Genomic DNA, 25,891 nt, shown 5'->3' with positions numbered 1-25,891 from the left:
GCGGTTCTCTTGATGTCTGCACAATTGAGTAAATAAAGCATAGACGCAGCAGTCAACTAAGCGCTTTGCCTGCTAGGTTGGAGCTACAAGGACACGATCTTAAAAATGGTAATGAGTTTAAAGAAGTTAACGACGTTGTCGGCGTCGCTAGTAGTAGCAGGAAGTGTCGTGACTGGTTGCGCCAGCTCTAATCATGTTACTCAGATAGAAGGTGAAAATGCTGTAATCAAGCACACCAATGAACCTGGGTATGAGGACAGATTCAGCAATATTTACGACGGTTTTAAAGCATACCCCGTCACGTGCACTAATGATTGCTACCCAGCGTCTGCCGATATTGAATGTGAAAGTGACATGCAAAATTGTCAGTTCGTTGGCAACAACCCGACAGTGAACTCGAACACCGGCTTTAATGTCACCTGGTTAGGGCACGCAAGTTTTTTACTTAACACCGCAAGTGGTGAGCAAATACTTATTGACCCTGTGTTTGGGCAGTTTGATTGGCCCGTTAATTGGGCTTTTCGATTGGCGGAGGGGTTCAGCCGCAACGAACCCGCTGAGGTAGGTGAAGACAAACTCGCACAAACCGATGCTGTGGTTTATTCCCATATTCACTATGATCATTTCAATAAAGCCGATATTGCCGAATTAGGCACAAAGCCCGAATATCTTGTTCCGTTAGGTTTCGCAGAGCACTTCCCTAATAGAGGCTACACCATTAAAGAAATGGCGTGGTATACCAGCAAAAACGTAGGCAAAACCTCTATCCACTTCGTGCCGGCCCATCATTTCAGTAACCGAATTTGGGTGCCTTATTTGTACGAGGACGACAATGCGACACTGTGGGGTGGTTGGGTATTTGAGAGTGAAGGCAAAACATTGTTCTTTGCGGGGGATACGGGATATTCACCGCACTTCATGGATATTAAAGCGCGCTTTGGTGAAATAGATGTTTGCCTGTTACCTATAGCGTCTTATTTCAGCGAAACCTCACCTAAATGGTATCGCAAGGTACATACTACGCCAGAAGATGCCATTGTTGCGGCCCAAGACCTAGGCTGTAAAGCCGTAGTGCCTTGGGGCTATGGAAATGCCAGCTGGATGATGGGTGACAAGACGTCACATTCTGCGCTATTTCGTCTTATGAAAATGAAGAAGCAGCTAAACCCTGCAATGCCTTGGGTTATTTTGAATGAAGGTGAACAGGCGTCTTTTTAATTTAAGCTACGGATAAATGGCTTATTTATCCGCAATCTTATCCGCAATTTTTTGGCATTTTCCGCGCCATTCGTCATCAAGCGCCTCAAGATTCGCTAGCTTTTGGGCCAGGGCTTTGTCTGCTTTGGTATGGGCGCATTGCATTAGGGTGTGAACATTAACGGTATCGTCCTCACGGTGCAGTAGTGTTACTTCGTCGCCAACACTGATGGTTCCGGTTTTAATAACCCGGTAATACCAGCCAGTGATACCTCGTTCTCCGACAAATCTATCTAAATTGGGCACTTCGAAGCGTTGCGAGATTTTATTGCAAGGGGCACGGGGTGCGCTTACTTGCAGTTCTACCTCGCCGAGCTTCCATATATCGCCGATATAAACGGTAGCATCGTCCATGCCCTCTACACTGATGTTTTCGCCAATGCTGCCCAGCGAAAAGTCGCCTTCAGGAAAATGCTTTCTTAATGTCAGATAGTTGGTCGGGTTGAACTGATGCAGCACTTTCTCCGGTCCACCGTGAAGCCGTTTGTTGGCCTGTTCGTCTTCATCGGTTCTGTCCATATGCACCGTTAACGCGTCGACGGGGGCTTTAACAATACTGCTTGGTGCCCCACGAGGGCCTAGCGGCTGAGGTTTTCCAGCAAACAGAGCGTTAACAGAAAATGAGGTAGACATGGCATCTCCAAAAAATATTTTTGTGCATTTAAACCTTTCTACTATAGGGTACGACTAACCTTATAACACTAACAAGTGCTAATGCTAATCAGCACCATAAATAACAAAGAGAAAAGAATGGAACACACACAACAACGTGTTGTACACGCCAATGTGGTGTTTGGTAATAAAAGCGAAAATGAGCTGATATCTAAAGCGAAAAAGGGCGATAAGCAGGCATTTCGGTCCCTTTACGATGAACATATTGGGCGAGTCTACGCGCTTTGTTACCGGCTTACAGGTGAAAAGGGAATGGCAGAAGATGCTTCGCAAGAAGTCTTTATTCAGCTATGGAAAAAGCTTGCTAATTTTGATGGGCAAAGCCAATTTTCCACGTGGTTACACAGCGTTACGGCAAACATTACCATCTCTTATATGCGTAAGCAGAAAGGTTGGGTGCAGCGGATGTTTAATTTGGAAAACAGCGGCATTAACGAGATGCCGGCTGAAGAAAACAGCACCGATGTGGATTTAGAAGCATTAGTTATTCGCTTACCCGAGCGAGCCAGAATGGTTTTTGTCCTCCATGCAATTGAAGGTTACAGGCATGAAGACATTGCCAGCATGTTGAACATGGCAGTGGGCTCAAGCAAAGCACAATTTTTCCGTGCTAAGCAATTATTGAAAGATTTTATGGGAGTCGATGATGAGTAATTTTGACGACAAGCTTGCTCAGCATATTTCTGAGATATCAAAAGAGAAGCAGCCAGAACGAGATTTGTGGCGAGGTATTGAACTCGGCATAACATCGCAGCAAGGCGACGCTTCACAAGACGACGCTTCACAAGGCGACGCTTCATCATCTAGGGTTACATCAAAACAGTGGATGGCAATAGCCGCAAGCGTTTGTTTAGTTACTGTATTGTGGTTTGCGGCTCCTTTTGCGTTTAAAGCTGATGAAAGTCGAAGCGATGGCTATGCCCTGATTGACGCAATGAGTATGCAGCAGCAACAACAAGTGAATAGTCTTCTTGCTAGTTATGAAAGTACAACAGCGCTAACGGAAGATTGGCAAGAGCAATTAAAAGAATTGGACGATGCTGCAGATGTTATTAAAGCGGCATTAAAGGACGATCCAGACAACTCAGCATTAATCAAAATGCTGCATCACGTATATCAACAGCAGATTGCCTTAATTGAGCGAGTGCACGCGCCAAAGTGGCAGCAAATTTAATAAGGGTTTAAAGATGAATATAAATACGAAAAGCACATTTTTGCACACGTTCATGGCACCTTTGGGGGCCAAGGTATTACTTACTACTGCGCTGCTAAGTATCGCTACTGCGGCGTTTGCAGGAGAAAAAGTAGATAAGACCATCGACACATCGTCTTCGCCGAAAGTGGACATTGAACACATCAACGGAAAAGCAGATATCCGAGTTTGGGATAAGTCTCAGGTTCGTGTCACCGGTGAACTGGGCGATCAAACTGAAGAGTTTATCTTTGAAAGACGTGGAGATGTCGTGGTTATACACGTTGAAGTCGAGCGCCACTCAAAGAGCTGGTTTAATAAAGGTAAAGATGGCGACGACCTTGTTATCTATATACCTTCAGCAAGCGACCTTCACTATACCGCGGTCAATGCTGATCTTATTGCAGAAGGTATAACAAAAGCAGTAGATGTTGAGGTGGTAAACGGCGACGTAACCCTTAAAAACATAGGTGAGCGGGTTGAAGTTGAGTCGGTTAATGGCGATATCGTGCTTGAGAATGTGAGAGGCCGTTTAGAGGCGGAAACAGTGAATGGCGAAATTGAAGCGTCACACTCAGGAAACACGCCAGTGAGCTTTGCGTCAGTTAATGGCAAGCTCGACATCACTTCCGATAGCCCAGACGTATCAGTAGAAACCGTCAACGGTCGAATCGATGTGTCTCTTCAAGCGGTGGACGTACTGCAAATCAATACGGTTAATGGAAGGACTTACGCAAGTTTAGGTCTTAATGAGAACGGTAGCGTAAAAGCGAATTCTGTAGGCGGTGCGATGGAATTTGTCTTTCAAGATGGCGTATCGGCACAATTTGATATTGAGACGCACGCTGGCGGCAACATTGTAAACAATATCAGTGATGAAAAGTCGCAAAAGCCTAAGTATGGCCCAGGTAGCTGGCTACGCTTTATCCACAACGGTGGGGCTGCAAATGTAGACATCTCTACGGTACACGGGCGAATTGAAATAGACCAAAAGTGAATAAGCTATAGGCAACACAATTGAAACTTTAGGTTGAAAAAATGAATTTAGTCCACATTTATTAATCAGACATGTGGTGATTAATGAAAAGCTGCGAGTGATCGCAGCTTTTTTTGTTTGGTCGCTAAAAATGTGTAGCTGAGCGTTTGTAAGTAACAAAAGTGCGTTTTAATGGCTCTTAGTTACAAGTTAGCGGACCTGCACGCTTCACCCACATCATCACATGGTTTGTTATTTTTTGATTGGAGGTTACATTGAGTATTGTTGGACACGTCAAAAGGTTTTGGCGATTTCATAGTCTAATTATTGGTGCGTTTGGAATATGCGCATTTACGCTAGGCTGTGCTGTTCAGGAACCCGCTTATTACGAAGGTACTTGGGTGGTGACCAAGGCCTATAATGTAGGTGTTTCAGCTCACTCATCAATAGAGTCAGAAAAGTTCTTGGGTCGCTCGGTAACCTATGCTTCAGACTCGGCTAAACTCGATCAGGCATTCTGTGAGTCACCGGTGTATTCAACGAAAAATATCAGTAATCAAGATTTTTATGCTGCTTTTAAAGCCTCTCCATCATCGCTTGGCTTTAGCGACGACAAGATTACTGAAGTAAGTTTGTCGTGCCTTGATAATTCAGCAATCATGGGTTCTACACTCATTTTTCAGGAAGGTGGCAGCGCCTACACCTTGGTTGATGGTACGTTTTTAAAGCTGGAGAAAACGCTTTAAACGATGTTGTCTTTTTGCGCTTTCGCAACAAAATGACGACTTCCTTTGTTGAGTGATGGACGTTAAAAGCGCATAATATCCAACTGACTTTTGTGCATTGGAATAGGTTTCACTCGTGGCGTCTGCGTCTAAAAACGATAAGAATGTTGAAAAATTGAAGGTTCCACCTCATAGCATTGAGGCTGAGCAATCTGTTTTGGGCAGCATGCTTATTGACCCTGAAAGCTGGGACAAAGTCGCGGAGCTTGTTACCGATAACGATTTCTACAATCGCTCACACCAAATTATCTTTCGTGCAATCACTCGACTACTAAACAGTAGCCAGCCAATAGATCTTATAACAGTATCAGAAGAACTGGAAAAGCATGATGAACTGGAAGATGCCGGTGGTTTTGCCTACTTAGGTGAACTTGCCAAAAACACGCCAAGTTCTGCGAACGTTGTGTCTTATGCGCAAATTATCAGTGAGCGCGCGATAACCCGTGAGCTTATTGGCGTGGCGCATGAAATAGCGGAAGTTGGGTACAACCCCGAAGGCCGTGACAGTGCAGACATTCTTGACCTGGCCGAAAGTAAAGTATTTGAAATTGCCGAGCGAAGAACTGGTGAAAACGAAGGTCCTCGCGATGTCGAGTCTATCTTAGGGAAGACCATTGACCGTCTAGAAGAATTGGTGAAAACCAATAAAGACGTTACCGGTGTTACTACCGGCTTTACCGACCTAGACAAAATGACCAGTGGTATGCAGCCCTCTGACCTTATTATCGTGGCGGCTCGTCCATCGATGGGTAAGACCACCTTCGCCATGAACTTGATTGAAAACGCCATGATGGCAGAAGACAAACCTGTACTTGTTTTCAGTCTTGAGATGCCCTCAGAACAAATCATGATGCGTATGTTGGCGTCATTAAGCCGCGTTGACCAAACCAAAATTCGTACTGCTCAGCTGGATGATGAAGATTGGGCACGTATCTCCAACACCATGGCTATGCTCAAAGACAAAGATTGTTTGTTTGTTGATGATTCATCAGGCCTTACACCAATGGACGTGCGAAGTCGCGCAAGAAAACTCGCTCGCGAACGCGGTGGAATCAGTCTCATCATGGTGGATTATCTTCAGTTGATGCGCGTACCTTCTCTTAGCGATAACCGAACATTGGAAATTGCAGAGATCTCTCGCTCATTGAAAGCATTGGCTAAAGAGCTTGAAGTGCCGGTAGTTGCCCTTTCACAGCTTAACCGTACGCTAGAACAACGCGCCGATAAACGTCCTGTAAACTCTGACCTTCGTGAGTCTGGCTCAATCGAGCAGGATGCCGACCTTATTATGTTTATTTATCGTGATGAGGTTTATCACGAAAACAGTGAGTATAAGGGCATTGCAGAGATTATTATTGGTAAACAGCGTAACGGCCCAATTGGTACCTGTCGACTTACGTTCCAAGGCCAATTCTCACGATTTGACAACTATGCAGGCCCTGCCATAGCCGATGAATATTAGCCCCTCTTTTGGCGACTAAAGGCTTAGACCGCGGCCACGGTCTTCATTTTAAGGGTTAACAAGTTAAAGTATTTCAGACACAAAAAAGGCGCCGTCAGGCGCCTTTTTCAATTCATATACAATGAATTACTTTTCTTCAGCTACTTTCACTGTGTCTTTAACTGTCACTGAAATGCGACGGTTAACACGGTGTGCTTCAGCATTCTTACCATTGTCTAGAAGCTGAGTTTCGCCGTAACCGATAGTCTCTAAACGAGAACCTTCGATACCGTACATGTCTACCATTACTTCTTTGAAGTTCGCAGCACGACGCTTAGAAAGGTCCATGTTGTAAGCTTCACTACCTGGTGCAGAAGTGTGACCTTCAATTACCGCAGTTGTTGAAGGATACTGCTTCATGAACTCAGCAAATTCAGAGATTTCTGGATCTTTTGGCATTTTAACTACAGCACTTTCGTTGTCGAATAGAACGCGTAGTGTGATTTCTACTGTCTCTTCGTCAAATACTGTACAACCTTTTGCATCAACTTTCACGCCAGCTGGTGTATCAGGGCACATATCTTTGCTGTCTACAACGCCGTCGTTGTCCGAATCTTTAATTGCACAGCCAGTTGCATCTACTTTAGTGCCAGCTGGAGTGTTAGGACACTGGTCCACGTTGTTTAGAACGCCATCGTTATCATCATCGATGCTACAACCATTTGCGTCAACACGAACACCCGCTGGTGTCATTGGGCACTGGTCTTTGCTATCTACAACGCCATCGTTGTCGCTGTCTTTAGGTGCGGCAGGAGTGCCTTTACCAAATGGTATCGCGATACCAACTTTAACACTGTAGTCATTGTAATCTTCACCGAAGTCGTGATAAGCGGCGATTTCAGTAACAAGTTTAACATCTTCGTGGATGTCCCAGTGTTTACCGATACCGATGTTACCAAGCGTAGTTGATTCGCCTACTGCTTGACGCTTAACACCACCAAAAACGAACCATGCATCATTTGGCATGAAGTATAGTGCGTCAACACCAACCATTTCACCGCTTTCATCACCGCCGCCTGCATAATCAAGGTCTAGGGCTGTAAATTCAACACGTGCTGCCCAGCTTTGAGTAAAACGGAAACCGTATTCAAAAGCTACGCCACGACCATCGTCGTAAAGGCCGCCGTCAGTTAGATCTAACGGACGTGAGTCGTCAGTGTTGTAATACATGCCAGACAAACCAAACCAGTTTTTGTACTCTGGCTCAGAAGAGTCTTGTGCAAATGCATTAGTCGAAGAAATTACAGCAAGAGATAGCGCTGCCATTTTAAAGTGTTGTTTCATAGTCACATCCTGTTTAACGTTGAGTGATTATCGATTTTTGATAATTTTGTGTTGTGCTTAACGTTTAACGCTAGCACAAATTGTGCCATTTATAATATGGGTTAGGCTGCGATCCCTTGTAATGTGGCAATAATTGTTCGTCTTCCACCATGATCTCGGTGTTCGCCGAGCATGATACCCTGCCACGTGCCAAGTGCAAGCTTGCCTTGTTGGACAGGTATAGTAAGTTGACACCCTAGTATACTCGATTTTAAGTGAGCAGGCATATCATCTTTACCTTCATAAGTATGCCTGAAAAAAGAAAGTTCTTCTTTTACACTATGGTTGAAGAACGCTTCCATATCATGCCTCACTGTAGGGTCGGCATTTTCATTGATTGTCAAACTAGCGCTTGTATGCTGAAGCCATAGGTGCAAAAGGCCGACTTCAACATGACGAATACTGGGTAGTGCAGATTCCACCTGCTGTGTTATCAGGTGAAATCCTCTCGGGTAGCTGTCGAGTGTAATTTTTTCAGACTGCCAGAAATTATTTGTCAAAACAGATTTCCAAATGCGCTAACCCTTCGTCGCACATGAAAGGAAGAATAATTTTAGCACCATCAACCTGGTGACTAATCGTATGTTGCTTTCCTGATACAACAATGGGTGTTGCCATTCCAAACTCGTAACCCCGTTCAGCAAGGTCTCGTTTTGCGTTACCGCAAATCATGTTGGTAACTTCGCCAACCATGTCGCCTACTTCTGCATCAAGCTTCTCAGGGCGCTCGCCAACCATTCTCTCCATTATAGTCAGGGCCAAAGACTCGTCAAAAGTAATAGACATAGAGCCGCGAACGTCAGGGCCCACCATGCCAATTAGCCCCGATACATCGCCTTTGGCGATATCACTTTGTTTGCGCTTGGGCTTGCCCGGGGTCAATTTAGTTTGAGCCATGGTTTCAAGCACGTTCAAAAGACCAGCAATAAACGGGTTCACAAAATCAGCATTCATGTACACTCTCCTGCGCAGCGTGATCTTCCGTTTGTTGACAATCGGCACATAATCCATGGGCCTCTATAGTTTGTTTCGATACTTTGAATCCGTGTTGCTTTGCTTGGCTATCAAGGGTCTCTTGAAGACCTTCAGATTGAATTTCAGCAACATCACCACAGCTGTCACAAATTAGAAACTGAACAGGGTGGTTACAACCAAAATGATAGCAGGCCACAAACGCATTCGTAGACTCTAAACGGTGAATAAACCCAAAATCGAGAAGAAAATCAAGGGCGCGATAGACTGTCGCAGGTTTGGCACTAGACTCTGTTTCTTTTAGTGAGTCGAGTAGTTCATAAGCACCCATAGGGCCGTGCTTTGAAACAAGAATTTCGTACACCTTTTCTCTAAGCGGTGTGAATCTGGCGCCGCGTTGCTCGCAATAAGCCCGTGCCTTATGAATAAGTGTGGTTTTGTTCATTGATGATAACCGTAAACTCGACTTTCATTGTTATATTAAAGCGTCACTTCTGGATCACGTTTTTTAGTGTGTACATGAGCTATTAACTCATCTTCCAAGGCAAAACGCTCTTCTAATGTCTCACCAAGCTTGGCTAGCGCTGAGTCAAATTCAGCTGCCTGCTCGGGCGTTACTGCTTGTGCAAACGTATCATTAAATGCGAGTGCTGCGTCAGTGGTTTTTGTCAATCTGGGGTAAAGTTTATCTCGTAGTGCAAGGCCTTCATTGTCGTTTTCAACCAACATATCGAAAACCTCAAAGTGTCCTACCGACAAATAATCGAGTAATGCGCTGCAAAAGTTGTCTATTTCATCTGGGTCAGGTAAACACTCGCTTCGCTTGTTAATACCTGCTAGTTCACAGAAAGAAACTAACAGTGCCTGTCTGTCCATTAACCAGCGGTCAATAACCTGGCTTTTCCCGCCCCATTTTGATTTAACGCTTTCTAACTGTTGCAACATTTTGATGTGTTACCCGTTTAGCGACAATAAGTTTCAGTATAACACTGTGCACTAGCGACACAAATTTTGCGCGAAAAAGTTCGTTTCAAAATGTATGGTGGCGATCTATACGCTCAGTATTTAGTGTAGTATGAAGCATTAAAGAACAGGAGTGATGTGCAATGATGATAAAGTTGGATGAGGCGAAACTAGCTGCTCAGCAAGCCCTGTGGGTAGTTTTTAGTCGCGGCAAAATTGTAGTACAAGAATCGTCTGAGTCTATCCCCGTTGCTTACCTGAGTGATATTCCATTTTTAGCATCTTATATCGATGAAATTCATCAACTTCCGCCGCTCAATGAGACGGCGCATAGAGATCTGCCCGTATATGTTGTTGATTTGGGCGCTGAGCATGTTGACGAACCCGGTTGGGAACGGGTATCGCTTAGACAGCTTCTTTTTGCCGAATACGATATTGCCTTTTCCGTTATTGGGCGAGCCTGGCAATACATCCACTTCTTGCGTACTCATCAATTTTGCGGGCAATGTGGAGCCAAGACTGAACGCGTAGATTGGGAAATGGCAATGCATTGTCACCGCTGTCAACATCGCAGTTATCCAAGAGTGTCTCCCTGTATCATTGTTTCTATACACGACAACGAAAAAATATTGTTGGCCAAAGGCGTTCGCCACCGAGAATCCAATATGTATTCAACCCTTGCAGGCTTCGTAGAAAGTGGTGAAAGTCTGGAGCAAGCGGTCCACAGAGAAGTTTTCGAAGAAGTTGGCGTTAAGGTTAAAAACTTGCGCTATTACAATAGTCAGCCATGGCCATTTCCACATTCCTTAATGGTCGGGTTTGTTGCCGAGTATGACGAAGGGGAAATTCGTTGTCAGGAGAACGAGATAGATGATGCGCAATGGTTTGATATAGATGCGCTGCCGACTATTCCACCGAAAGTGTCTATTGCGGGACAATTAATTGCTGAAGCGGTGTCTCTGATCGGCGACAAATAAAAAACCCTGCCGAGGCAGGGTTTCAATAAGTTTAGCACGGTCCCATGTAGGGCTTCTTTTCTTTAACGGTTATAGTAATAGCAAACACTCACTTTAAGTGCAAGCGTCTTTTTAAAGTAATGTTCAAGTATTGTTTGTCTTTAATAATCGACACTACACCGATTTGTCGTTAAAACATTGATTTTTTAATACAGGTTTTAGCACACCTTAGTTAAGAATACTGGTATACTTTCGCGCTCAAATATCTTCAGTAATTTAGGTGAGTTATATGTCGCAAAATTTCCCCAGTGTTGATAAGCCCGCGTTAAAGAACGATCGTTACTTACGTGCGTTACTTAAGCAGCCGGTTGATGTCACACCCGTATGGATGATGCGACAAGCCGGGCGCTACCTCCCAGAGTACAAAGCGACTCGTGCAGTAGCAGGCGATTTTATGTCGTTGTGCAAGAATGCAGAACTTGCATGTGAGGTGACGCTACAACCTTTACGTCGTTTTCCTCTCGACGCTGCAATTCTCTTTTCGGATATTTTGACCATTCCAGATGCGATGGGCCTCGGTCTTTACTTTGAAACAGGTGAAGGCCCTCGCTTTAAAAATCCAATCACGTGTAAAGCGGATGTGGATAAAATAGGCCTTCCTGATCCAGAAGGTGAATTACAGTACGTAATGAATGCCGTTCGTACTATTCGCCGTGAGCTTAAAGGTGAAGTGCCATTAATTGGTTTTTCTGGAAGCCCTTGGACACTCGCGACTTACATGATTGAAGGTGGTTCAAGTAAAGCCTTTACCAAAATCAAGAAAATGGCATTTGCTGAGCCAGCAACGCTTCATGCGTTACTAGCAAAACTGGCTGATTCTGTTACTGAGTATTTAAATGCTCAAATCGCTGCGGGCGCGCAGTCAGTCATGGTATTTGATACTTGGGGTGGCGTGTTATCTCCTCGTGACTACAAAGAATTCTCGCTTCAGTACATGGAGCGCATTGTAAGTGGGCTGACCCGTGAAAATGAAGGCCGTAAAGTACCTGTTACCTTGTTCACCAAAAACGGTGGCATGTGGCTAGAATCGATTGCGGCGACAGGCTGCGACGCAGTAGGTTTAGACTGGACTATCGACATTAAAGAAGCGCGTGCGCGCATTGGCGATAAAGTTGCACTTCAAGGCAATATGGATCCATCAATGCTGTATGCTCAACCGCAAAGAATTGAGCAAGAAGTGGCGTCCATTCTAGAAGGTTACGGTGAAGGTAGCGGTCACGTATTTAATTTAGGTCACGGTATCCATCTAGACGTACCACCTGAAAATGCAGGTGTGTTCGTTAATGCGGTACATGAACTTAGTAAGCAATATCACAAGTAAGCGACTTCGATAAAGGAAGTAAAATGAAAACGTGGCTTGTGTTGTTGCTGATAGCGTTTGCATTGATAGCGGGGTATAAATTTTCTGGCTATCAACACCAACTCAGTGAATCCAATGCAGAAAAAGAGCGACTAACCAATGTGTTAGCGCGCTCTCGTGCCACCGAAACGAGTGAGCTGAAAGTTATTAAGCCCGCCGCCAAGTTGGTTTCAAATGAAGCAGGTGCGGTGCTCTTGGATACAAGCGTTACGAAAAACGGCGAGATGAATGTTGCCCCCGTTGCTGAGAATGTCCAAATCATGGCGCCAGAGGTTTTCTATACTAAAACCGAAGGCTCACTCAATACGTTTTTTGCGCTGCCGCCTAACAACGAGCGCTTTGTTTTAGACTCGGTAAAATGTGAGAACGGACATTGCGAAATAACGGGTGAGTATGACGGTTCTGAAACTGAGCTGTCGCGAGTTATTGAAGCATTGGAACAGGAGCCGTGGTGGGAATTCGGCTCGCCTATCATAACCACGCAAGTGGCACAGCGAGGCCTCAAACTTAACGTTTCTTTCGCCGCATCCCATTCGCCAAATGCTCGTGTGCGCTATCGGAATAGCACTCAGGCCGATTTAAACAGTCAGCTTGCCTCAGCGGGTTAACCCCAAAACGTGTATATCGCCAATTGAATTCGCGGTATGCCTTATTCAAACGTGTACTGGCGTTAGGCGTCTCTTGGTAAACCTTTTTCAATTACGCGAATAAGCCGCGCTTGCTGCCTGTTTTTCGCATCAGACGCTTGTTGCTTCTCTTGCTGCCGCTTAAGAGCCCAATCAATATGTCTGTCCACCAAGTCACTCACGCTCCCTCGTCTTTCTTTCAAAAGCAGAATGCTTTGTTCATCATACGGAGCGTTTCCTAACGCAACGGCAATATTACGCTGCCACTTCTCAAAGCCAATCCGCCTGATGGGAGAGCCTTCCGTATTGCGTAAGAAGGTTTCTTCAGACCAGCCGAAAAGCGCATTGAGACTTTGGCCGTGAAGCACTTGTCGCGGGTGGAAATCTTCTTCACTGGTAACATCGGCAAAGCGATTCCAAGGGCAAACAAGTTGGCAATCGTCGCAGCCATAAATGCGATTGCCCATCATGAGACGTAAATCTTCGGGAATATCTTTGTCTGATTCAATGGTGAGATAGGAAATACAGCGACGGGCATCTACTTTATAAGGCGCAACAATTGCATTGGTCGGGCAGATGGTTAGACACGCCGTGCAGGTGCCGCAACCCTCTTCAATTGGTGAGTCAGTGGGTAATGGCAAATTGATGAACAGCTCACCTAAGAAGAACCAAGAGCCGGCTTCTTTGTTGAGTGTCAGGCTGTGTTTCCCCGTCCAGCCAATACCCGCTTTTTCAGCAATAGCGTGTTCCAATACGGGGGCTGAGTCTACAAACGGGCGATATTGGGTATGCGCCAAGGATGCGGTGATTTTCTCTCCCAATTGCTTCAGACGTTTGCGCAGCACTTTGTGGTAGTCACGGCCCAATGCATAGCGGCTGATGTATCCTATTTCTGGCTTTTTTAAATGCTTAGCAAACGAGGCGTCAGGAGGTAAGTAGTTCATGCGAACGCTGATAACCCGTAATGTCCCTGGGACCAACTCATCAGGCCGGGCACGCTTCATCCCATGACTCTCCATAAAGGCCATGTCACCGTGGTACCCGTTGTCTAACCATTCCTTGAGGTGAGCCTCGTGCTGATGTAGATCAATATCGCTGATGCCAACCTGTTGAAAGCCTAGCGCTGTACCCCAAGCCTTGATATTGTTGGTTAATTCAACAAGGTCGATAGAACTAATTTCGGACATTTGCTTATGCTAGATACTCAATTAACGTCAAGTTTATCATACAAACTATTTCGGGCCGATCAGGTTAGAGAAAATGAAGCGCAAGCCGCCGCGAATTCGGGCTGCGATATGTTCACGTTGATGCAACGAGCTGGTGATGTGGTGTTTAAGCAGTGTCTTGAGCTTATGCCAAACTCAGACGTTTACTTAGTGCTGGTGGGCCAAGGTAACAATGCGGGTGACGGCTACATTGCAGCAATAAACGCAAAACTTGCGGGTAAACAAGTGCATTTATGTGCGGTTGAGCCTGAACGTACGCTGGATGGTGATGCTGGCAAAGCACAGCAGCGCTGGCTCGATTCAGGAGGCAGTATCAATGGGTTTGACGCTGCGCTCCTCGAGAAGTCTGACGTAGTGATAGATGCGCTTCTTGGTACAGGTATTAATAGCTATATTCGCAATGAGTTTGCAGACATCATTGATGCGGTGAATGCGTCATCAACACCGGTTGTAAGCGTTGATGTGCCGTCAGGGCTTGATGCAAATACAGGACAGAGCCTGGGGCGATGTGTTCAGGCTGATATCACCGTTACTTTTGTGGGCATTAAGCCGGGGCTTGTTACTGGTGCGGGTAAACAATCGTGCGGTAAGTTAGTGTATGCGGACTTGGGTATCGGCAAAGCGTTCCAAGCATTAGCTAAAGCGAGCGCGACCATGCTAAATATCGACCACTTTAAAGGTATGGGGCCACGGGAGATTAACAGTCATAAAGGGACTTATGGTCGACTGTTGTGCATTGGCGGTAACCGCGGAACAGCAGGTGCCATTCGACTCGCCAGTGAAGCCGCGCTGAGAAGCGGTGCGGGCATGGTACGCGTGTATACCCATGAGTCGTCAGTCGTTCAGGTCAGTGCAGGCAGACCTGAACTCATGGTCACCGACTTTAATTTGGAAGATGCATTAGCTTGGGCAACCTGTGTGGTTATTGGACCGGGTCTTGGGCAAGATGAATGGGCAGAAAGCGCATTTGAAACCACCATGAAGCACTGTCAAAGCCAAAATAAGCCTGTGGTCATTGATGCTGACGCGCTAAATCTGTTGTGTCAGCAGTCAACCGCGTACACCTTGTCTGACAGTATTTTAACCCCTCACGCGGGCGAAGCTGCGCGTTTACTCGGTGTTTCTATTGATGATGTAGAAAGCGACCGTTTTAACTACGCAAGGCAGTGCTCACAGCGATACCATGCGGTCTGTGTACTAAAAGGGGCGGGCACGCTTATCGACAATGAAAAGAAAACCTGGGTTTGCCGTCACGGTAATCCAGGTATGGCTACCGCAGGAAGCGGTGATGTATTAAGCGGAATATTGGGCGCGTTGCTCGCGCAAGGCGTAGAAACAGATATTGCAGCGAAATATGGTGTAGTGCTTCATGCTAAGGCTGGCGATGATATTGCCCAACTGTATGGTCAACGTGGTATGATAGCGAGCGATTTGTTTGACGCAGTACGTGCGCTTATAAACCACTAGTTAGCGTGGTTTTGTCTTGAACGGGCAGGCATCTACTGTGTTATTCGGCTTTCTATTACTGTGGAATATTGTTGATGTCTTACCCGCATACCTCTTTTTTTGCTAATGAAGTAGATGATACTGCGCAGCTTGCCAGAGATTTAGCGCAGGCTGTTTCGAGTCAACTCCCTACCGATGCTGTTATTTATTTAAACGGCGACTTAGGTGCAGGGAAAACGACATTTAGCCGATATTTCATTCAATCTTTAGGTCATTCAGGTAGCGTTAAAAGTCCAACCTATACATTGGTTGAACCTTATGAGTTGGATGGCGTCAATATCTATCACTTCGACCTGTATCGCTTAGCCGACCCAGAAGAGTTAGAGTTCATGGGAATTCGCGATTACTTTGGTTCGGGCGCTATCGCGCTTATTGAATGGTCGGAAAAAGGGGGCGAATACTTGGCATCCCCAGACTTAGTGATTAGTATAAATATTACGCCATCGGGTAGGCAGTTTAATTTGGAAGCAAAAAGTGCCCACGGTGCGAAATTGCTTCAGCAATGCAAGCGCGTTTAGCGCAAATGCGAAATGAAAGAAAAACTGAATAAATAGCCGCTCCGGAGTTGACGAGAGCAGCATAACAATAACAGAAAGGCTAATTATGGTGCGCAGTATAGTTTCGGTATTATTATTGTGTTTCGTCGTGCAATTCGCACACGGTGCGCAAAATAACATCGACGGGGTTAGGATATGGCCGTCGCCGGACAATACGCGCGTTGTTTTCGATATGAAATCAGCGCCAGAGTTCACCTATTTTACACTTAAAAATCCGCTTCGGCTTGTCATCGATCTTAACAACACCAGCGACACCGCTAAGCTTTCTGGCATTGAAAACAGCGGTGATTTGATTAAAAAGCTGCGCTACTCCACACCGAAAAACAAATCATCTGCCAGAGTGGTTGTTGAGCTCAATAGAAATACCAAGCCTTCGTTATTTGCAGTAACCCCCGATGGTGCTTACGGACACAGGCTGGTTGTCGATTTACCAGATAGCGCGCCGAAGCCGTCGCCAACTTTATCAGCGTCGGCATCAACTGGCTCTGTCGTTATTGATGATTCTACCAGTGCCCGAGACCGAGACATTATCGTCGCCATCGACGCCGGGCATGGTGGACATGACCCAGGTTCAATCGGTCCGGCTGGTACCTATGAAAAGCACATCACCCTGAGTATCGCCAAAAAACTGGAAGACATGATAAACCGGGAGCGAGGTATGCGCGCCATCATGACTCGTGGCGATGATTATTATGTTTCTCCTAATCGACGTCCTGAAATTGCGCGCGAGAAAAAAGCCGATTTGCTTATTTCCATCCACGCCGATGCGTTTAGTCAGCCTCAACCGCGAGGTGGTTCGGTGTGGGTACTATCCATGCGAAGAGCAGACACTGAATTAGGCCGCTGGCTAGAGAAATCTGAACGTCACTCTGAATTACTCGGTGGTGCAGCTGAAGTGATCAATGATAAATCAAGCGAGCGATATCTTACTGAAACCATACTGGGTTTATCGATGGATCACAGCATGGCGACCAGCCACGATTTAGGTAATAAAGTGGTTGAAGAGCTAAAGCAGGTGACCAGTCTGCATAAAAGAAAACCACAAGCCGCCAGTTTTGCAGTTTTGACCGCGCCTGACATCCCCTCTATTTTGGTCGAAGTTGGTTTCATTTCTAATCCGCAAGAAGAGAAGAATCTGAACTGGTCTAAACATCGCGAACGCTTAGCGAATGCCATGTTTAATGCGACTAAGCGTTACTTCAAGCAAGTTCCCCCTGATGGTACACTGTGGGCACAAGAAAGGGCGAATAACCGAACGCACAAAGTAAGAAGCGGCGAGTCGCTTTCGTTATTAGCACAGCGTTACAATGTAAAAGTAAGCAGCATCAAAGCCGCCAACGATCTTTCAAGTGATGTTGTACGCGTAGGGCAGGTACTAAATATTCCGAGAACATAAACAAAGGTTTTGTTTCATCGGCTTTTTTAGCACTCGTTGCACTTACATGTCGTATCGCCACGAATCCATACAGTTAATATCATAGGGTAGTCCTTTGCCTATACAGCTTTTATCTCCCCAACTTGCTAACCAGATTGCCGCTGGTGAAGTGGTTGAGCGCCCCGCGTCTGTGGTTAAAGAGTTACTAGAAAACAGCCTTGATGCTGGTGCCACCAAAATAGAAGTCGATATTGAAAAAGGTGGCCACAAACGCATTCGAATAAAAGACAATGGGTCAGGCATTGTCAAAAGTGAACTGCAGCTGGCATTGAGTCGCCATGCAACCAGTAAAATCACCACTTTGGATGACTTAGAACAAATTCTCTCTCTTGGCTTTCGTGGCGAAGCGCTGGCCAGTATTAGCTCGGTAAGTCGGTTGACACTGACATCGCGCACTGAGTCTCAAGGTGAAGCGTGGCAGGCCTATTGTGAGGGCAGGGAGATGGCGGTAAATATCCAGCCAGCGGCCCACCCTGTTGGCACCACAATTGACGTGGCAGATCTGTTTTACAACACGCCAGCAAGACGTAAGTTTTTACGCACCGAAAAAACCGAATTTCAGCATATTGAAGAAGTCATAAAACGCATAGCACTGAGCTATCCCAAGGTTTCATTTGTTTTAAAACACAACGATAAAGTAGTAAAGCGCTTTATCGCCGACAAAGCAGGCAGTTTAGCCACCCGAATTGGTGCTGTGGTTGGACAAAAGTTTGTTCAAAACGCCGTACATATTAGTACTGAGTATGAAGGTCTTCACATTGATGCTTGGCTAGGTAATGAGGCCATGCTTCGCAGCAGTAATGATTGCCAGTTCAGTTTTGTTAACGGCAGAGGCATGCGAGATAAGCTTATTATGCACGCTATTCGCCAAGCGTACGAAAGCGTTTGGGGTGTGGTGGAGCAACCAAGCTTTGTGGTGTACTTAACGGTTAACCCTAAAGATGTGGATGTAAATGTTCATCCCGCCAAGCATGAGGTGAGGTTTCAACAAGGCAGATTGGTACACGACTTTATCTGTAAAACCGTGAGTGATGCGCTGCACGCCATGACCGATGAACAGCCGTTATCAGGAATGGACGCAAACCGTCCTTCGGGCTCAGATTTCATGTCTTCTCAGGTAGAACACGATTACATTAGGCCGTTACAGAATCAAACCTCGGATAATACACAGGCGTTCAACGAGTCTTCTCGTTACTCGACGGGGGGAGTCTCGCAAGGCGCGCCACAGCCTTATGGACAATTTACAGGCAGTTCAAGAAATACCTCCTCGAGGAGTACCAGTAGTGGACGAAGTGGTGGCGCTGCACATAAGCAAAGTCGAGGGCCAAGCGCGGCATATCAGTCAAATTACAATGCGTTAATGACGCCAAATAGCGACATTATTAATAACAATGCAGGCCCGATGCCCGTTGCAGAGCACGTTAATCTAACTTCCCAGAGTAGAATTTACCCAAAATCAGAAAAAATTTACCTTCTTTGTGCAACTAAAGTTGCAAATGTTTGGTTAAGCGAACTATTTTTAAAAGCTCAGCATGGGCAACCGTTGTTAATGCCCGTTGCTGTTTCGCTCAATAACGTCAATGAGCAACTGGTTACACTGCTAAACGACGCGCATTTTGAAGTGAATAAAGTGGCTGGCAAATATCGGCTGCAACAGGTACCGGCCGGCACCAGGCACTTGCCGTGGCTCAAGTGGTTTGAATACTTCTTATTAGTTGAACTAAATGATGAAGTAAATTCACTTGGTGATGCCGTAAAATCATTGGTTTTGCCTGAACATGTATTAGATGAAGAGACATCAAATGCGCTGTGGTACTGGTTGGATCAGCAGAGCGAAGTGAAACAATGGGAAATTATTGAACAATTTGCTAAAGTGCGCCCCTTAAATTCAGTGCTAGATGTATGGGGATAATAGGGTGTCCAATGGCATAAATTCTGCATTGCCAGTAATAGCAATTATGGGCCCCACGGCATCAGGCAAGACAGGCTTGGCGCTTGATATAGCGGCCAAGGTTGAAAGCGAAGTAATTAGTGTTGATTCAGCCCTTGTATATAAAGGTATGGACATCGGCACTGCGAAGCCAACGCAGGAAGAGCAAGCAGGTGTAGTACATCATCTAATTGATATTATCGACCCTGCACAAAGCTATTCGGTGTCGCAATTTGTAAACGACACTAATGCGCTAATTGGCGATATTTTAGCGCGTGGCAAGGTGCCAATTTTGGCTGGAGGTACAATGATGTACTTTAATGCCTTGATAAATGGAATTTCGCCACTACCTAAGTCAGATGAAAAGATTCGGGACGAAATAACACAGCAGGCACAACGCTTGGGTTGGTCTAAATTACACGATGAATTACGTGGTGTAGACCCAATTAGTGGTGAGAGAATTCATCCCAACGACCCACAGCGAATTACCCGTGCGCTGGAAGTGTATAGAAGTACCGGCAAGACGTTGACACATTGGCAACAACAAGAGGGTGAAAAGTGCCGTTATAACATTGCACAATTTGCCATAGCGCCCGCAGACAGGGCAGTGTTGCACGAACGTATAGCGACCCGCTTTGATTTGATGTTGGAGCAAGGGTTTGAGAATGAAGTAGTAAAACTCTACGAACGCAGTGATCTTCATGAAGATTTGCCTTCTATTCGTTCGGTAGGGTACAGACAGATGTGGCAGTACCTAGACGGCCAATTGAGTTACGCAGAAATGCGTGAAAGAGGCATTATCGCTACAAGACAGCTCGCCAAGCGTCAACTCACGTGGTTACGGGGCTGGGAGCAGGTTACATGGCTAGACACATTTGCTAACGATAATTTGACTAAAATTACAGCGAAAGTCACACTTTAAATGTTTGAGTGTGGTATATATTAGACGTGCAGTGATAGTGAAATTCCTATCACGAATAATAAAAACTAAGGATATCAAATGGCTAAAGGGCAATCTTTACAAGACCCATTCTTGAACGCTTTGCGTAAGGAACGTATTCCAGTATCAATTTATCTGGTAAACGGTATTAAACTTCAGGGACAGGTTGAATCTTTCGACCAGTTCGTAATTTTACTGAAGAACACAGTAAGCCAAATGGTGTATAAGCACGCGATTTCTACTGTTGTTCCAGCACGCGCTATCACAATGCCTAGCGCAGGAGATTCTGAAAATACTAAAGGTGAATAATTTAAAAGGTAACGCGCTTGTTTGACCGTTATGAAGCCGGTGAACAGGCTGTACTTGTTCATGTTAATTTTTCCGACGAGAGCAGTAAAGAAGACTTAAGTGAGCTTGAATTACTTGTGTCTTCAGCAGGGGTTAATGCGGTAGAAGTTATTACGACTTCGCGCAGTGCGCCTCATGCTAAGTTTTTTGTTGGTTCAGGTAAGGCAGAGGAAATAGCAGCGGCAGTGAAAGCTCACGATGCCAACGTTGTTATCTTCAACCACGCGCTTTCTCCTTCTCAGGAGCGTAATTTAGAAGCGGTGTGTAAATGCCGGGTGTTAGATAGAACGGGGCTAATTCTTGATATTTTTGCGCAGCGCGCAAGAACACACGAGGGGAAGCTCCAGGTCGAACTAGCCCAGTTGAGGCATATCTCAACTCGTCTCATCAGAGGATGGACCCACCTTGAGCGTCAAAAAGGTGGTATTGGTCTTCGTGGTCCAGGTGAGACACAGCTAGAAACTGACCGTCGACTACTTCGTGGTCGTATTAAAGCCATTCTTCGTCGTTTGGAAAAAGTGCAAAAGCAACGCGAGCAGGGTCGCCGCTCGCGCAAACGCGCTGAAATTCCAACGGTATCCTTAGTTGGCTATACGAATGCGGGAAAATCGACGCTGTTTAACACCATTACCGATTCACACGTTTACGCTGCCGATCAGCTGTTTGCAACGCTAGATCCCACGTTACGTAAAATCGAGTTAAAAGATGTTGGTCCCGCTATTTTGGCCGACACGGTTGGTTTTATTCGTCATCTTCCCCACGACTTAGTTGCTGCGTTCAAAGCGACTCTTCAAGAGACTCAAGAAGCAGATTTACTGCTCCATGTGGTTGATATTGCTGATGCAAAATATCGCGAAACCATGGATGAAGTTAATGATGTACTTGAAGAAATTGAAGCTGGAGAGATTCAACAATTACTAATCTGTAATAAGATTGATAAACTAGACGACGTTCAACCGCGTATAGAAAGAAACGACGAAGGCGTGCCTGTTAGAGTGTGGCTATCTGCACAAACAGGCGAAGGAACGGAATTATTGAGCCAAGCTTTAACCGAATGTTTAGGTAAAAGCATGGTGAATTACACGTTGAAGATTCCGCCTGCACAAAGTCGATTGCGCGGCGTGTTGTTCGAACTAAACTGTATTGCTAGTGAAGAATACGACAGTCAGGGAGACTGGGTAGTTGATGTAAGAATGCCCGCCGCTGACTGGAACAGGCTTGAAAAGCGTCTGGAAAACGGAATATCAGAGTATGTTGTGCGACATTAGTCAGTGCTAGTCACTGCATTGAGCATGCGAAATTCAAAAATATAACAGTAATCTATGGAGTATCAGCATGGCTTGGAATGAGCCGGGTGGCAATAATAACGACCCGTGGAAGAATCGCGGTGGGAAAGAGCAAGGTCCCCCAGATTTGGACGATGTGTTTAAAAACTTATTTGGTAAGTTTGGAAAGTCAGGTGGCAACGGTGGCGGCTCAGGCAAAAGCCTAGGCGGTATTGGTGCTGGTATTCTTGTAGGTTTACTTGTCGTAATTTGGTTCATTAGTGGCTTTTACACCATTCGTGAAGCAGAGCGCGGCGTAGTCCTTCGTTTTGGTGAGTATCACGAGCAGGTTGAACCAGGTCTTCGTTGGGCACCAACGTTTATTGATTCAGTTATTCCTGTAGATGTTCAGTCAATTCGCGACCAGTCATCTTCAGGTTCTATGCTTACAGAAGACGAAAACGTGGTAAGCGTTCAAATGGAAATGCAATTTCGCGTTGTAGATCCGTATCGTTGGACGTTTGCCGTTGAAAGCCCTGAGCAGAGTTTAAGTCAGTCTCTTGATAGCGCTATTCGCTACGTAGTTGGCCACTCTAAAATGGACGACGTACTTACCGACGGCCGTGAAGTAACGCGTCAGCGTGTATGGGAAGAGCTTCAAGCGATCATTGAACCCTACAACATGGGGGTTTCCATTATCGATATGAACTTCCGTGATGCCCGTCCACCTGAGCAAGTTAAAGATGCATTCGATGATGCCATTGCTGCACAGGAAGATCAACAGCGCTTCATTCGTGAAGCTGAAGCTTATGCGAGAGAGATTGAGCCACGTGCACGTGGTCAAGTAAATCGTATGAATGAAGAAGCGCAAGCCTATAAAGAGCGTGTAACGTTGGAAGCGCAGGGTGAAGTGGCACGTTTTGAAGAGCTGCTTCCACAATATGAGCGTGCTCCTCAAGTTACTCGCGAGCGTATTTATCTAGAGACCATGGAAGAAGTGTTGGGTAATACCAGCAAGATCATGGTTGATAGTAAAGGCGGCAATAACATGATGTATTTGCCTTTAGATAAGATTATGGAACGCCAGCAATCAACTAATAACAAGAATACTCGCAATACACTGGAAGGCTTACAAGCACCAGTAACTGATGCTAACGGCCGCAGCCGCAACAGCTCGCCAAGTATGGGCTTGCGTGGCGATAGCTACAGAGAGGGGAGATAAGCACAATGAAGAATTTGTTAATTGCAGTATTTGTTCTTCTTGTAATGCTTGCATCAGGCTCACTGTTTGCAGTTAAAGAAGGCGAGCGCGCCATTGTTATTCAGTTTGGTAAAGTGCAAAGAGACGATGCGACCGGCGATACAAAAGTATTTGAACCAGGCCTTCACTTTAAACTTCCATTTATCGATTCAGTCCGTGTTCTTGATGCGCGAATTCAAACGTTAGATGGATCACCAGACCGCTTTGTAACAAGCGAGAAGAAAGACCTGATTGTTGACTCTTATGTTAAGTGGCGCATAGAAGACTTTGCACGTTACTATCTATCAACGGGGGGCAACAAGCTGCAAGCAGAAGCGCTACTGAAGCAAAAAGTAAACAACGGCCTACGTTCTGAGTTTGGTACTCGTACTATTGCACAAATCGTTTCTGGTGAGCGTTCAGCGCTTATGAACCAAGCAATGGAACAAGCTTCTACATCGTCTGACGAGCTTGGTATTGAAATTGTAGACGTACGCGTTAAGCAGATTAACTTACCTACTGAGGTGAGCAACTCGATCTTCCAGCGTATGCGCGCAGAGCGTGCCGCCGTAGCTCGTGAGCACCGTTCAGAAGGTCAAGAGCAAGCCGAAGTCATTAAGGCGAACATCGATGCTAAGGTAACGGTAATGCTTGCTGATGCTGAGCGTAATGCACGTCAACTTCGCGGTGAAGGTGATGCGATTGCGGCACAAATTTACGCTGACGCTTACTCAAAGAACGCTGATTTTTACAGCTTCCTGCGCAGTATGGATGCGTATAAGCAAAGCTTTAACAGCAAACAAGATGTCATGGTTATTGCACCAGATAGCGACTTCTTCAAGTATATGAACAAGTCAAACGGTAACTAAATAGCCGTAATTTGAAGCTTTAAAAACCAGTCTTTTTAGACTGGTTTTTTTACGCCTTTCAAAAGGCTAAAGGTATGATATAGCGGGTTATATTTAATCAGCGTAGCCGGGCAATTTTAGGAAAATATACACTGACTTAACCCTTCATTTACCCTACCTACTGCCAAATTTTCACAGAATCGGGTAAAATACCACCTGAATATTATTAAAACACGTCACTATTTATGTACAAGGTTGATGCCTTCCCAGCATTAACCTTGGTGTGGTAGACGTCAATAAACGACAGAGGGAAGATTTTGACAACGGAAAATACAAATACAGTGTCTGCCGATGATAGGGGCGGACAAGGTGGGTTATTCTCGCGATTTCTCACCACGGTGGAATGGTTAGGAAACCTGCTCCCACATCCAGTAACGCTGTTCGCTCTGCTTTCACTTTTTATAGTGTTACTTAGTGGGATACTTGGTTACTTTGACATTGCTGTGGCTGACCCTCGCCCAATAGGTGCAAAGGGGCGCGAAGAAGACGGTATGATTGAAGTCATATCGCTGATGAGCGCAGAAGGTTTGCAGCGAATAGTAACGGGTTTGGTCACCAACTTTACTGGCTTTGCGCCGCTGGGTACCGTACTTGTTGCGCTTCTTGGTGTATCGGTAGCAGAACATTCTGGCCTTTTGTCGGCAGCTATGCGCGCATTGGTGATGAATGCCTCTAAACGTGCCGTGACCTTTGCTATCGTCTTCGCAGGTATCATTTCAAACACAGCATCAGAGCTTGGCTACGTGGTACTTATTCCACTGGCAGCGATGATTTTCCACTCGTTAGGTCGTCACCCGTTAGCGGGTCTGGCCGCCGCGTTTGCAGGTGTATCGGCTGGCTATAGCGCCAACCTACTGCTTGGAACTGTTGACCCACTGTTGTCGGGTATCACGGAAGCCGCTGCTCACATGATTGACCCCGACTATATGGTAGGCCCAGAAGTAAACTGGTACTTCATGTTCATCAGTACCTTCGTTGTAGCCACAATGGGAGCGTTGGTCACCGAAAAGGTTGTTGAGCCGAGACTCGGTAAATTTGACCCTGCTGATGCTTCCATAGATTTAGGCAAGCAATCAATGGACGCGCCTACGGATTTAGAAAAGAAAGGCCTGCGTTGGGCAGGGATATCGTTTGTTATAGTTTGCGCGATATTAGCGCTAACGGTAGTGCCAGAAAACGGTATATTGCGTCATCCAGAAACAGGTGAAGTAGCGGGCTCTCCGTTCCTTAAAGGCATTGTTGCATTCATCTTTATCACCTTTGCTATTCCTGGCTTTGTTTACGGTAAAGTTACCAAGTCGATGAAGAACGACAAAGATGTTATTGATGCCATGTCTAAAAGCATGGGGGCAATGGGTCTTTACATTACGCTAGTGTTCTTTGCTGCGCAGTTTGTTGCGTTTTTCAAATGGACAAACCTAGGCACAGTATTAGCCGTTAAAGGTGCTGCGTTGTTACAAGCGGCAGGGTTAGATGGCCCAGCGGTGTTTATTCTGTTTATTTTGATGTGTGGTGTAGTGAACCTGTCGCTAGGGAGTGCATCAGCGCAATGGGCGGTAACAGCACCTATTTTTGTGCCAATGCTCATGCTCATAGGTTACGCGCCTGAAGTGATTCAAGCTGCATACCGTATTGGTGATTCAGTCACAAACGTTATCGCACCTATGATGAGCTATTTCGGACTCATCTTGGCCATGGCTGCAAGGTACAAGAAAGACTTGGGAATGGGCACGCTCATTGCCATGATGCTGCCTTACTCAATGGTGTTTATCGTAGGTTGGACAATTTTGTTCTACATTTGGGTGTTCTTACTCGGTATGCCGGTAGGCCCGGGCGCAGCGACTTACTATCAGCCTTAAATAGGTAGCTTTACGTGCTGCCACACGCTTAATG

General features: G+C 45.7%; 26 protein-coding genes. 19 read left to right on the top strand and 7 right to left on the bottom strand.

Annotated elements, in window-relative coordinates:
• The first annotated feature begins 105 nt into the window (after nucleotides 1-105).
• Entirely contained in the window at nucleotides 106-1,218 is a 1,113-nt protein-coding gene (locus tag MHN09_RS12415; protein WP_239240942.1) for an MBL fold metallo-hydrolase, read from the top strand.
• Between the two features lie 21 nt (nucleotides 1,219-1,239).
• On the opposite strand, the gene MHN09_RS12410 is transcribed toward MHN09_RS12415, so the two are convergent.
• Complete coding sequence (locus tag MHN09_RS12410) at nucleotides 1,240-1,890, bottom strand: MOSC domain-containing protein (RefSeq protein ID WP_239240939.1); 651 nt, start codon at nucleotides 1,888-1,890, stop codon at nucleotides 1,240-1,242.
• Nucleotides 1,891-2,007: 117 nt separating this feature from the next.
• Here MHN09_RS12410 and MHN09_RS12405 point away from each other — a divergent pair, with 117 nt between their 5' ends.
• From MHN09_RS12405 to dnaB, 5 genes are all read left to right on the top strand, one after another.
• On the top strand, nucleotides 2,008-2,583 hold the full coding sequence (locus MHN09_RS12405) for an RNA polymerase sigma factor (protein ID WP_039233618.1): 576 nt from the start codon (nucleotides 2,008-2,010) through the stop codon (nucleotides 2,581-2,583).
• Nucleotides 2,576-3,103 (top strand): hypothetical protein, encoded by a 528-nt coding sequence (locus tag MHN09_RS12400; protein ID WP_239240936.1) that lies wholly within the window; start codon nucleotides 2,576-2,578, stop codon nucleotides 3,101-3,103. The genes MHN09_RS12405 and MHN09_RS12400 overlap by 8 nt, the downstream gene beginning before the upstream one ends.
• 13 nt (nucleotides 3,104-3,116) lie before the next feature.
• Nucleotides 3,117-4,118 (top strand): DUF4097 family beta strand repeat-containing protein, encoded by a 1,002-nt coding sequence (locus MHN09_RS12395; RefSeq protein ID WP_014980565.1) that lies wholly within the window; start codon nucleotides 3,117-3,119, stop codon nucleotides 4,116-4,118.
• A gap of 254 nt (nucleotides 4,119-4,372) precedes the next feature.
• The gene (locus MHN09_RS12390) at nucleotides 4,373-4,843 is read left to right on the top strand and encodes a hypothetical protein (RefSeq protein WP_014951108.1); all 471 of its coding nucleotides are present in this window, start codon (nucleotides 4,373-4,375) and stop codon (nucleotides 4,841-4,843) included.
• A gap of 115 nt (nucleotides 4,844-4,958) precedes the next feature.
• Nucleotides 4,959-6,344, top strand: coding sequence for a replicative DNA helicase (gene dnaB / locus MHN09_RS12385; protein ID WP_014951107.1), 1,386 nt, complete (start codon nucleotides 4,959-4,961; stop codon nucleotides 6,342-6,344).
• A gap of 126 nt (nucleotides 6,345-6,470) precedes the next feature.
• Here dnaB and MHN09_RS12380 read toward each other — a convergent pair whose 3' ends face one another.
• The 5 genes from MHN09_RS12380 to MHN09_RS12360 all read right to left on the bottom strand — a co-directional run bounded on the left by MHN09_RS12380 (nucleotide 6,471) and on the right by MHN09_RS12360 (nucleotide 9,623).
• On the bottom strand, nucleotides 6,471-7,667 hold the full coding sequence (locus MHN09_RS12380; protein ID WP_014951106.1) for an OmpA family protein: 1,197 nt from the start codon (nucleotides 7,665-7,667) through the stop codon (nucleotides 6,471-6,473).
• 101 nt (nucleotides 7,668-7,768) lie between these two features.
• Complete coding sequence (locus tag MHN09_RS12375) at nucleotides 7,769-8,206, bottom strand: secondary thiamine-phosphate synthase enzyme YjbQ (protein ID WP_039233612.1); 438 nt, start codon at nucleotides 8,204-8,206, stop codon at nucleotides 7,769-7,771.
• A complete protein-coding gene (locus MHN09_RS12370; RefSeq protein ID WP_014951104.1) occupies nucleotides 8,196-8,660 on the bottom strand; it encodes a chemotaxis protein CheX in 465 nt (154 codons plus the stop codon). Before MHN09_RS12370 ends, MHN09_RS12375 begins: the two co-directional genes overlap by 11 nt.
• Nucleotides 8,650-9,123 (bottom strand): transcriptional repressor, encoded by a 474-nt coding sequence (locus tag MHN09_RS12365; protein WP_014951103.1) that lies wholly within the window; start codon nucleotides 9,121-9,123, stop codon nucleotides 8,650-8,652. The genes MHN09_RS12370 and MHN09_RS12365 overlap by 11 nt, the downstream gene beginning before the upstream one ends.
• 35 nt (nucleotides 9,124-9,158) lie before the next feature.
• Entirely contained in the window at nucleotides 9,159-9,623 is a 465-nt protein-coding gene (locus MHN09_RS12360; RefSeq protein ID WP_014977657.1) for an Rsd/AlgQ family anti-sigma factor, read from the bottom strand.
• 161 nt (nucleotides 9,624-9,784) lie between these two features.
• Between MHN09_RS12360 and nudC the strand changes: the two genes are divergently transcribed.
• From nudC to MHN09_RS12345, 3 genes are all read left to right on the top strand, one after another.
• The gene (nudC, locus tag MHN09_RS12355) at nucleotides 9,785-10,618 is read left to right on the top strand and encodes an NAD(+) diphosphatase (protein WP_239240934.1); all 834 of its coding nucleotides are present in this window, start codon (nucleotides 9,785-9,787) and stop codon (nucleotides 10,616-10,618) included.
• A gap of 268 nt (nucleotides 10,619-10,886) precedes the next feature.
• Nucleotides 10,887-11,978: a uroporphyrinogen decarboxylase gene (gene hemE / locus MHN09_RS12350; RefSeq protein ID WP_014951100.1), complete on the top strand. Its 1,092-nt coding sequence runs from the start codon at nucleotides 10,887-10,889 to the stop codon at nucleotides 11,976-11,978.
• A gap of 23 nt (nucleotides 11,979-12,001) precedes the next feature.
• Nucleotides 12,002-12,625: a hypothetical protein gene (locus tag MHN09_RS12345; protein WP_014980563.1), complete on the top strand. Its 624-nt coding sequence runs from the start codon at nucleotides 12,002-12,004 to the stop codon at nucleotides 12,623-12,625.
• 62 nt (nucleotides 12,626-12,687) lie between these two features.
• Here MHN09_RS12345 and queG read toward each other — a convergent pair whose 3' ends face one another.
• Nucleotides 12,688-13,830, bottom strand: a complete 1,143-nt coding sequence (queG, locus tag MHN09_RS12340) for a tRNA epoxyqueuosine(34) reductase QueG (protein WP_239240932.1) — start codon at nucleotides 13,828-13,830, stop codon at nucleotides 12,688-12,690.
• Between the two features lie 6 nt (nucleotides 13,831-13,836).
• On the opposite strand from queG, the gene MHN09_RS12335 reads away from it, so the two are divergent.
• From MHN09_RS12335 to MHN09_RS12290, 10 genes are all read left to right on the top strand, one after another.
• Nucleotides 13,837-15,336: an NAD(P)H-hydrate dehydratase gene (locus MHN09_RS12335; protein WP_239240930.1), complete on the top strand. Its 1,500-nt coding sequence runs from the start codon at nucleotides 13,837-13,839 to the stop codon at nucleotides 15,334-15,336.
• A 74-nt stretch (nucleotides 15,337-15,410) separates the two neighbouring features.
• Nucleotides 15,411-15,893, top strand: coding sequence for a tRNA (adenosine(37)-N6)-threonylcarbamoyltransferase complex ATPase subunit type 1 TsaE (tsaE, locus tag MHN09_RS12330; protein WP_014951096.1), 483 nt, complete (start codon nucleotides 15,411-15,413; stop codon nucleotides 15,891-15,893).
• Between the two features lie 85 nt (nucleotides 15,894-15,978).
• Nucleotides 15,979-17,328: an N-acetylmuramoyl-L-alanine amidase gene (locus MHN09_RS12325; RefSeq protein WP_014951095.1), complete on the top strand. Its 1,350-nt coding sequence runs from the start codon at nucleotides 15,979-15,981 to the stop codon at nucleotides 17,326-17,328.
• Nucleotides 17,329-17,422: 94 nt separating this feature from the next.
• Nucleotides 17,423-19,279, top strand: coding sequence for a DNA mismatch repair endonuclease MutL (gene mutL, locus MHN09_RS12320; RefSeq protein WP_239240928.1), 1,857 nt, complete (start codon nucleotides 17,423-17,425; stop codon nucleotides 19,277-19,279).
• Nucleotides 19,280-19,325: 46 nt separating this feature from the next.
• Entirely contained in the window at nucleotides 19,326-20,219 is an 894-nt protein-coding gene (miaA, locus tag MHN09_RS12315) for a tRNA (adenosine(37)-N6)-dimethylallyltransferase MiaA (RefSeq protein ID WP_239240951.1), read from the top strand.
• Nucleotides 20,220-20,297: 78 nt separating this feature from the next.
• Nucleotides 20,298-20,546, top strand: coding sequence for an RNA chaperone Hfq (gene hfq, locus MHN09_RS12310; RefSeq protein WP_014951092.1), 249 nt, complete (start codon nucleotides 20,298-20,300; stop codon nucleotides 20,544-20,546).
• Nucleotides 20,547-20,563: 17 nt separating this feature from the next.
• A complete protein-coding gene (gene hflX, locus MHN09_RS12305) occupies nucleotides 20,564-21,853 on the top strand; it encodes a ribosome rescue GTPase HflX (protein WP_061096084.1) in 1,290 nt (429 codons plus the stop codon).
• A 67-nt stretch (nucleotides 21,854-21,920) separates the two neighbouring features.
• Nucleotides 21,921-23,072 (top strand): FtsH protease activity modulator HflK, encoded by a 1,152-nt coding sequence (hflK, locus tag MHN09_RS12300; RefSeq protein WP_061096083.1) that lies wholly within the window; start codon nucleotides 21,921-21,923, stop codon nucleotides 23,070-23,072.
• A 5-nt stretch (nucleotides 23,073-23,077) separates the two neighbouring features.
• Nucleotides 23,078-23,959 carry a protease modulator HflC gene (hflC, locus tag MHN09_RS12295; RefSeq protein WP_039221808.1) on the top strand — a complete coding sequence of 294 codons (882 nt, stop codon included), beginning with the start codon at nucleotides 23,078-23,080 and terminating at the stop codon, nucleotides 23,957-23,959.
• Nucleotides 23,960-24,279: 320 nt separating this feature from the next.
• Complete coding sequence (locus tag MHN09_RS12290) at nucleotides 24,280-25,857, top strand: AbgT family transporter (RefSeq protein ID WP_014951088.1); 1,578 nt, start codon at nucleotides 24,280-24,282, stop codon at nucleotides 25,855-25,857.
• The last annotated feature ends 34 nt before the right edge of the window (nucleotides 25,858-25,891 follow it).

This window comes from Alteromonas sp. MmMcT2-5, assembly GCF_022348315.1.
Classification (GTDB): Bacteria; Pseudomonadota; Gammaproteobacteria; order Enterobacterales; family Alteromonadaceae; genus Alteromonas; species Alteromonas macleodii.
This window is presented reverse-complemented; position numbering and strand designations above follow the sequence as displayed.

What these genes read in the sequence shown, in the direction of transcription:
- MHN09_RS12415 (WP_239240942.1), top strand. Translation starts at nt 106, where the DNA reads ATGGTAATGAGTTTAAAGAAGTTAACGACGTTGTCGGCGTCGCTAGTA.
- MHN09_RS12410 (WP_239240939.1), bottom strand. Translation starts at nt 1,890, where the DNA reads ATGTCTACCTCATTTTCTGTTAACGCTCTGTTTGCTGGAAAACCTCAG.
- MHN09_RS12405 (WP_039233618.1), top strand. Translation starts at nt 2,008, where the DNA reads ATGGAACACACACAACAACGTGTTGTACACGCCAATGTGGTGTTTGGT.
- MHN09_RS12400 (WP_239240936.1), top strand. Translation starts at nt 2,576, where the DNA reads ATGAGTAATTTTGACGACAAGCTTGCTCAGCATATTTCTGAGATATCA.
- MHN09_RS12395 (WP_014980565.1), top strand. Translation starts at nt 3,117, where the DNA reads ATGAATATAAATACGAAAAGCACATTTTTGCACACGTTCATGGCACCT.
- MHN09_RS12380 (WP_014951106.1), bottom strand. Translation starts at nt 7,667, where the DNA reads ATGAAACAACACTTTAAAATGGCAGCGCTATCTCTTGCTGTAATTTCT.
- MHN09_RS12370 (WP_014951104.1), bottom strand. Translation starts at nt 8,660, where the DNA reads ATGAATGCTGATTTTGTGAACCCGTTTATTGCTGGTCTTTTGAACGTG.
- MHN09_RS12365 (WP_014951103.1), bottom strand. Translation starts at nt 9,123, where the DNA reads ATGAACAAAACCACACTTATTCATAAGGCACGGGCTTATTGCGAGCAA.
- MHN09_RS12360 (WP_014977657.1), bottom strand. Translation starts at nt 9,623, where the DNA reads ATGTTGCAACAGTTAGAAAGCGTTAAATCAAAATGGGGCGGGAAAAGC.
- nudC (WP_239240934.1), top strand. Translation starts at nt 9,785, where the DNA reads ATGATGATAAAGTTGGATGAGGCGAAACTAGCTGCTCAGCAAGCCCTG.
- hemE (WP_014951100.1), top strand. Translation starts at nt 10,887, where the DNA reads ATGTCGCAAAATTTCCCCAGTGTTGATAAGCCCGCGTTAAAGAACGAT.
- MHN09_RS12345 (WP_014980563.1), top strand. Translation starts at nt 12,002, where the DNA reads ATGAAAACGTGGCTTGTGTTGTTGCTGATAGCGTTTGCATTGATAGCG.
- queG (WP_239240932.1), bottom strand. Translation starts at nt 13,830, where the DNA reads ATGTCCGAAATTAGTTCTATCGACCTTGTTGAATTAACCAACAATATC.
- MHN09_RS12335 (WP_239240930.1), top strand. Translation starts at nt 13,837, where the DNA reads ATGCTAGATACTCAATTAACGTCAAGTTTATCATACAAACTATTTCGG.
- tsaE (WP_014951096.1), top strand. Translation starts at nt 15,411, where the DNA reads ATGTCTTACCCGCATACCTCTTTTTTTGCTAATGAAGTAGATGATACT.
- MHN09_RS12325 (WP_014951095.1), top strand. Translation starts at nt 15,979, where the DNA reads ATGGTGCGCAGTATAGTTTCGGTATTATTATTGTGTTTCGTCGTGCAA.
- miaA (WP_239240951.1), top strand. Translation starts at nt 19,326, where the DNA reads ATGGGCCCCACGGCATCAGGCAAGACAGGCTTGGCGCTTGATATAGCG.
- hfq (WP_014951092.1), top strand. Translation starts at nt 20,298, where the DNA reads ATGGCTAAAGGGCAATCTTTACAAGACCCATTCTTGAACGCTTTGCGT.
- hflK (WP_061096083.1), top strand. Translation starts at nt 21,921, where the DNA reads ATGGCTTGGAATGAGCCGGGTGGCAATAATAACGACCCGTGGAAGAAT.
- hflC (WP_039221808.1), top strand. Translation starts at nt 23,078, where the DNA reads ATGAAGAATTTGTTAATTGCAGTATTTGTTCTTCTTGTAATGCTTGCA.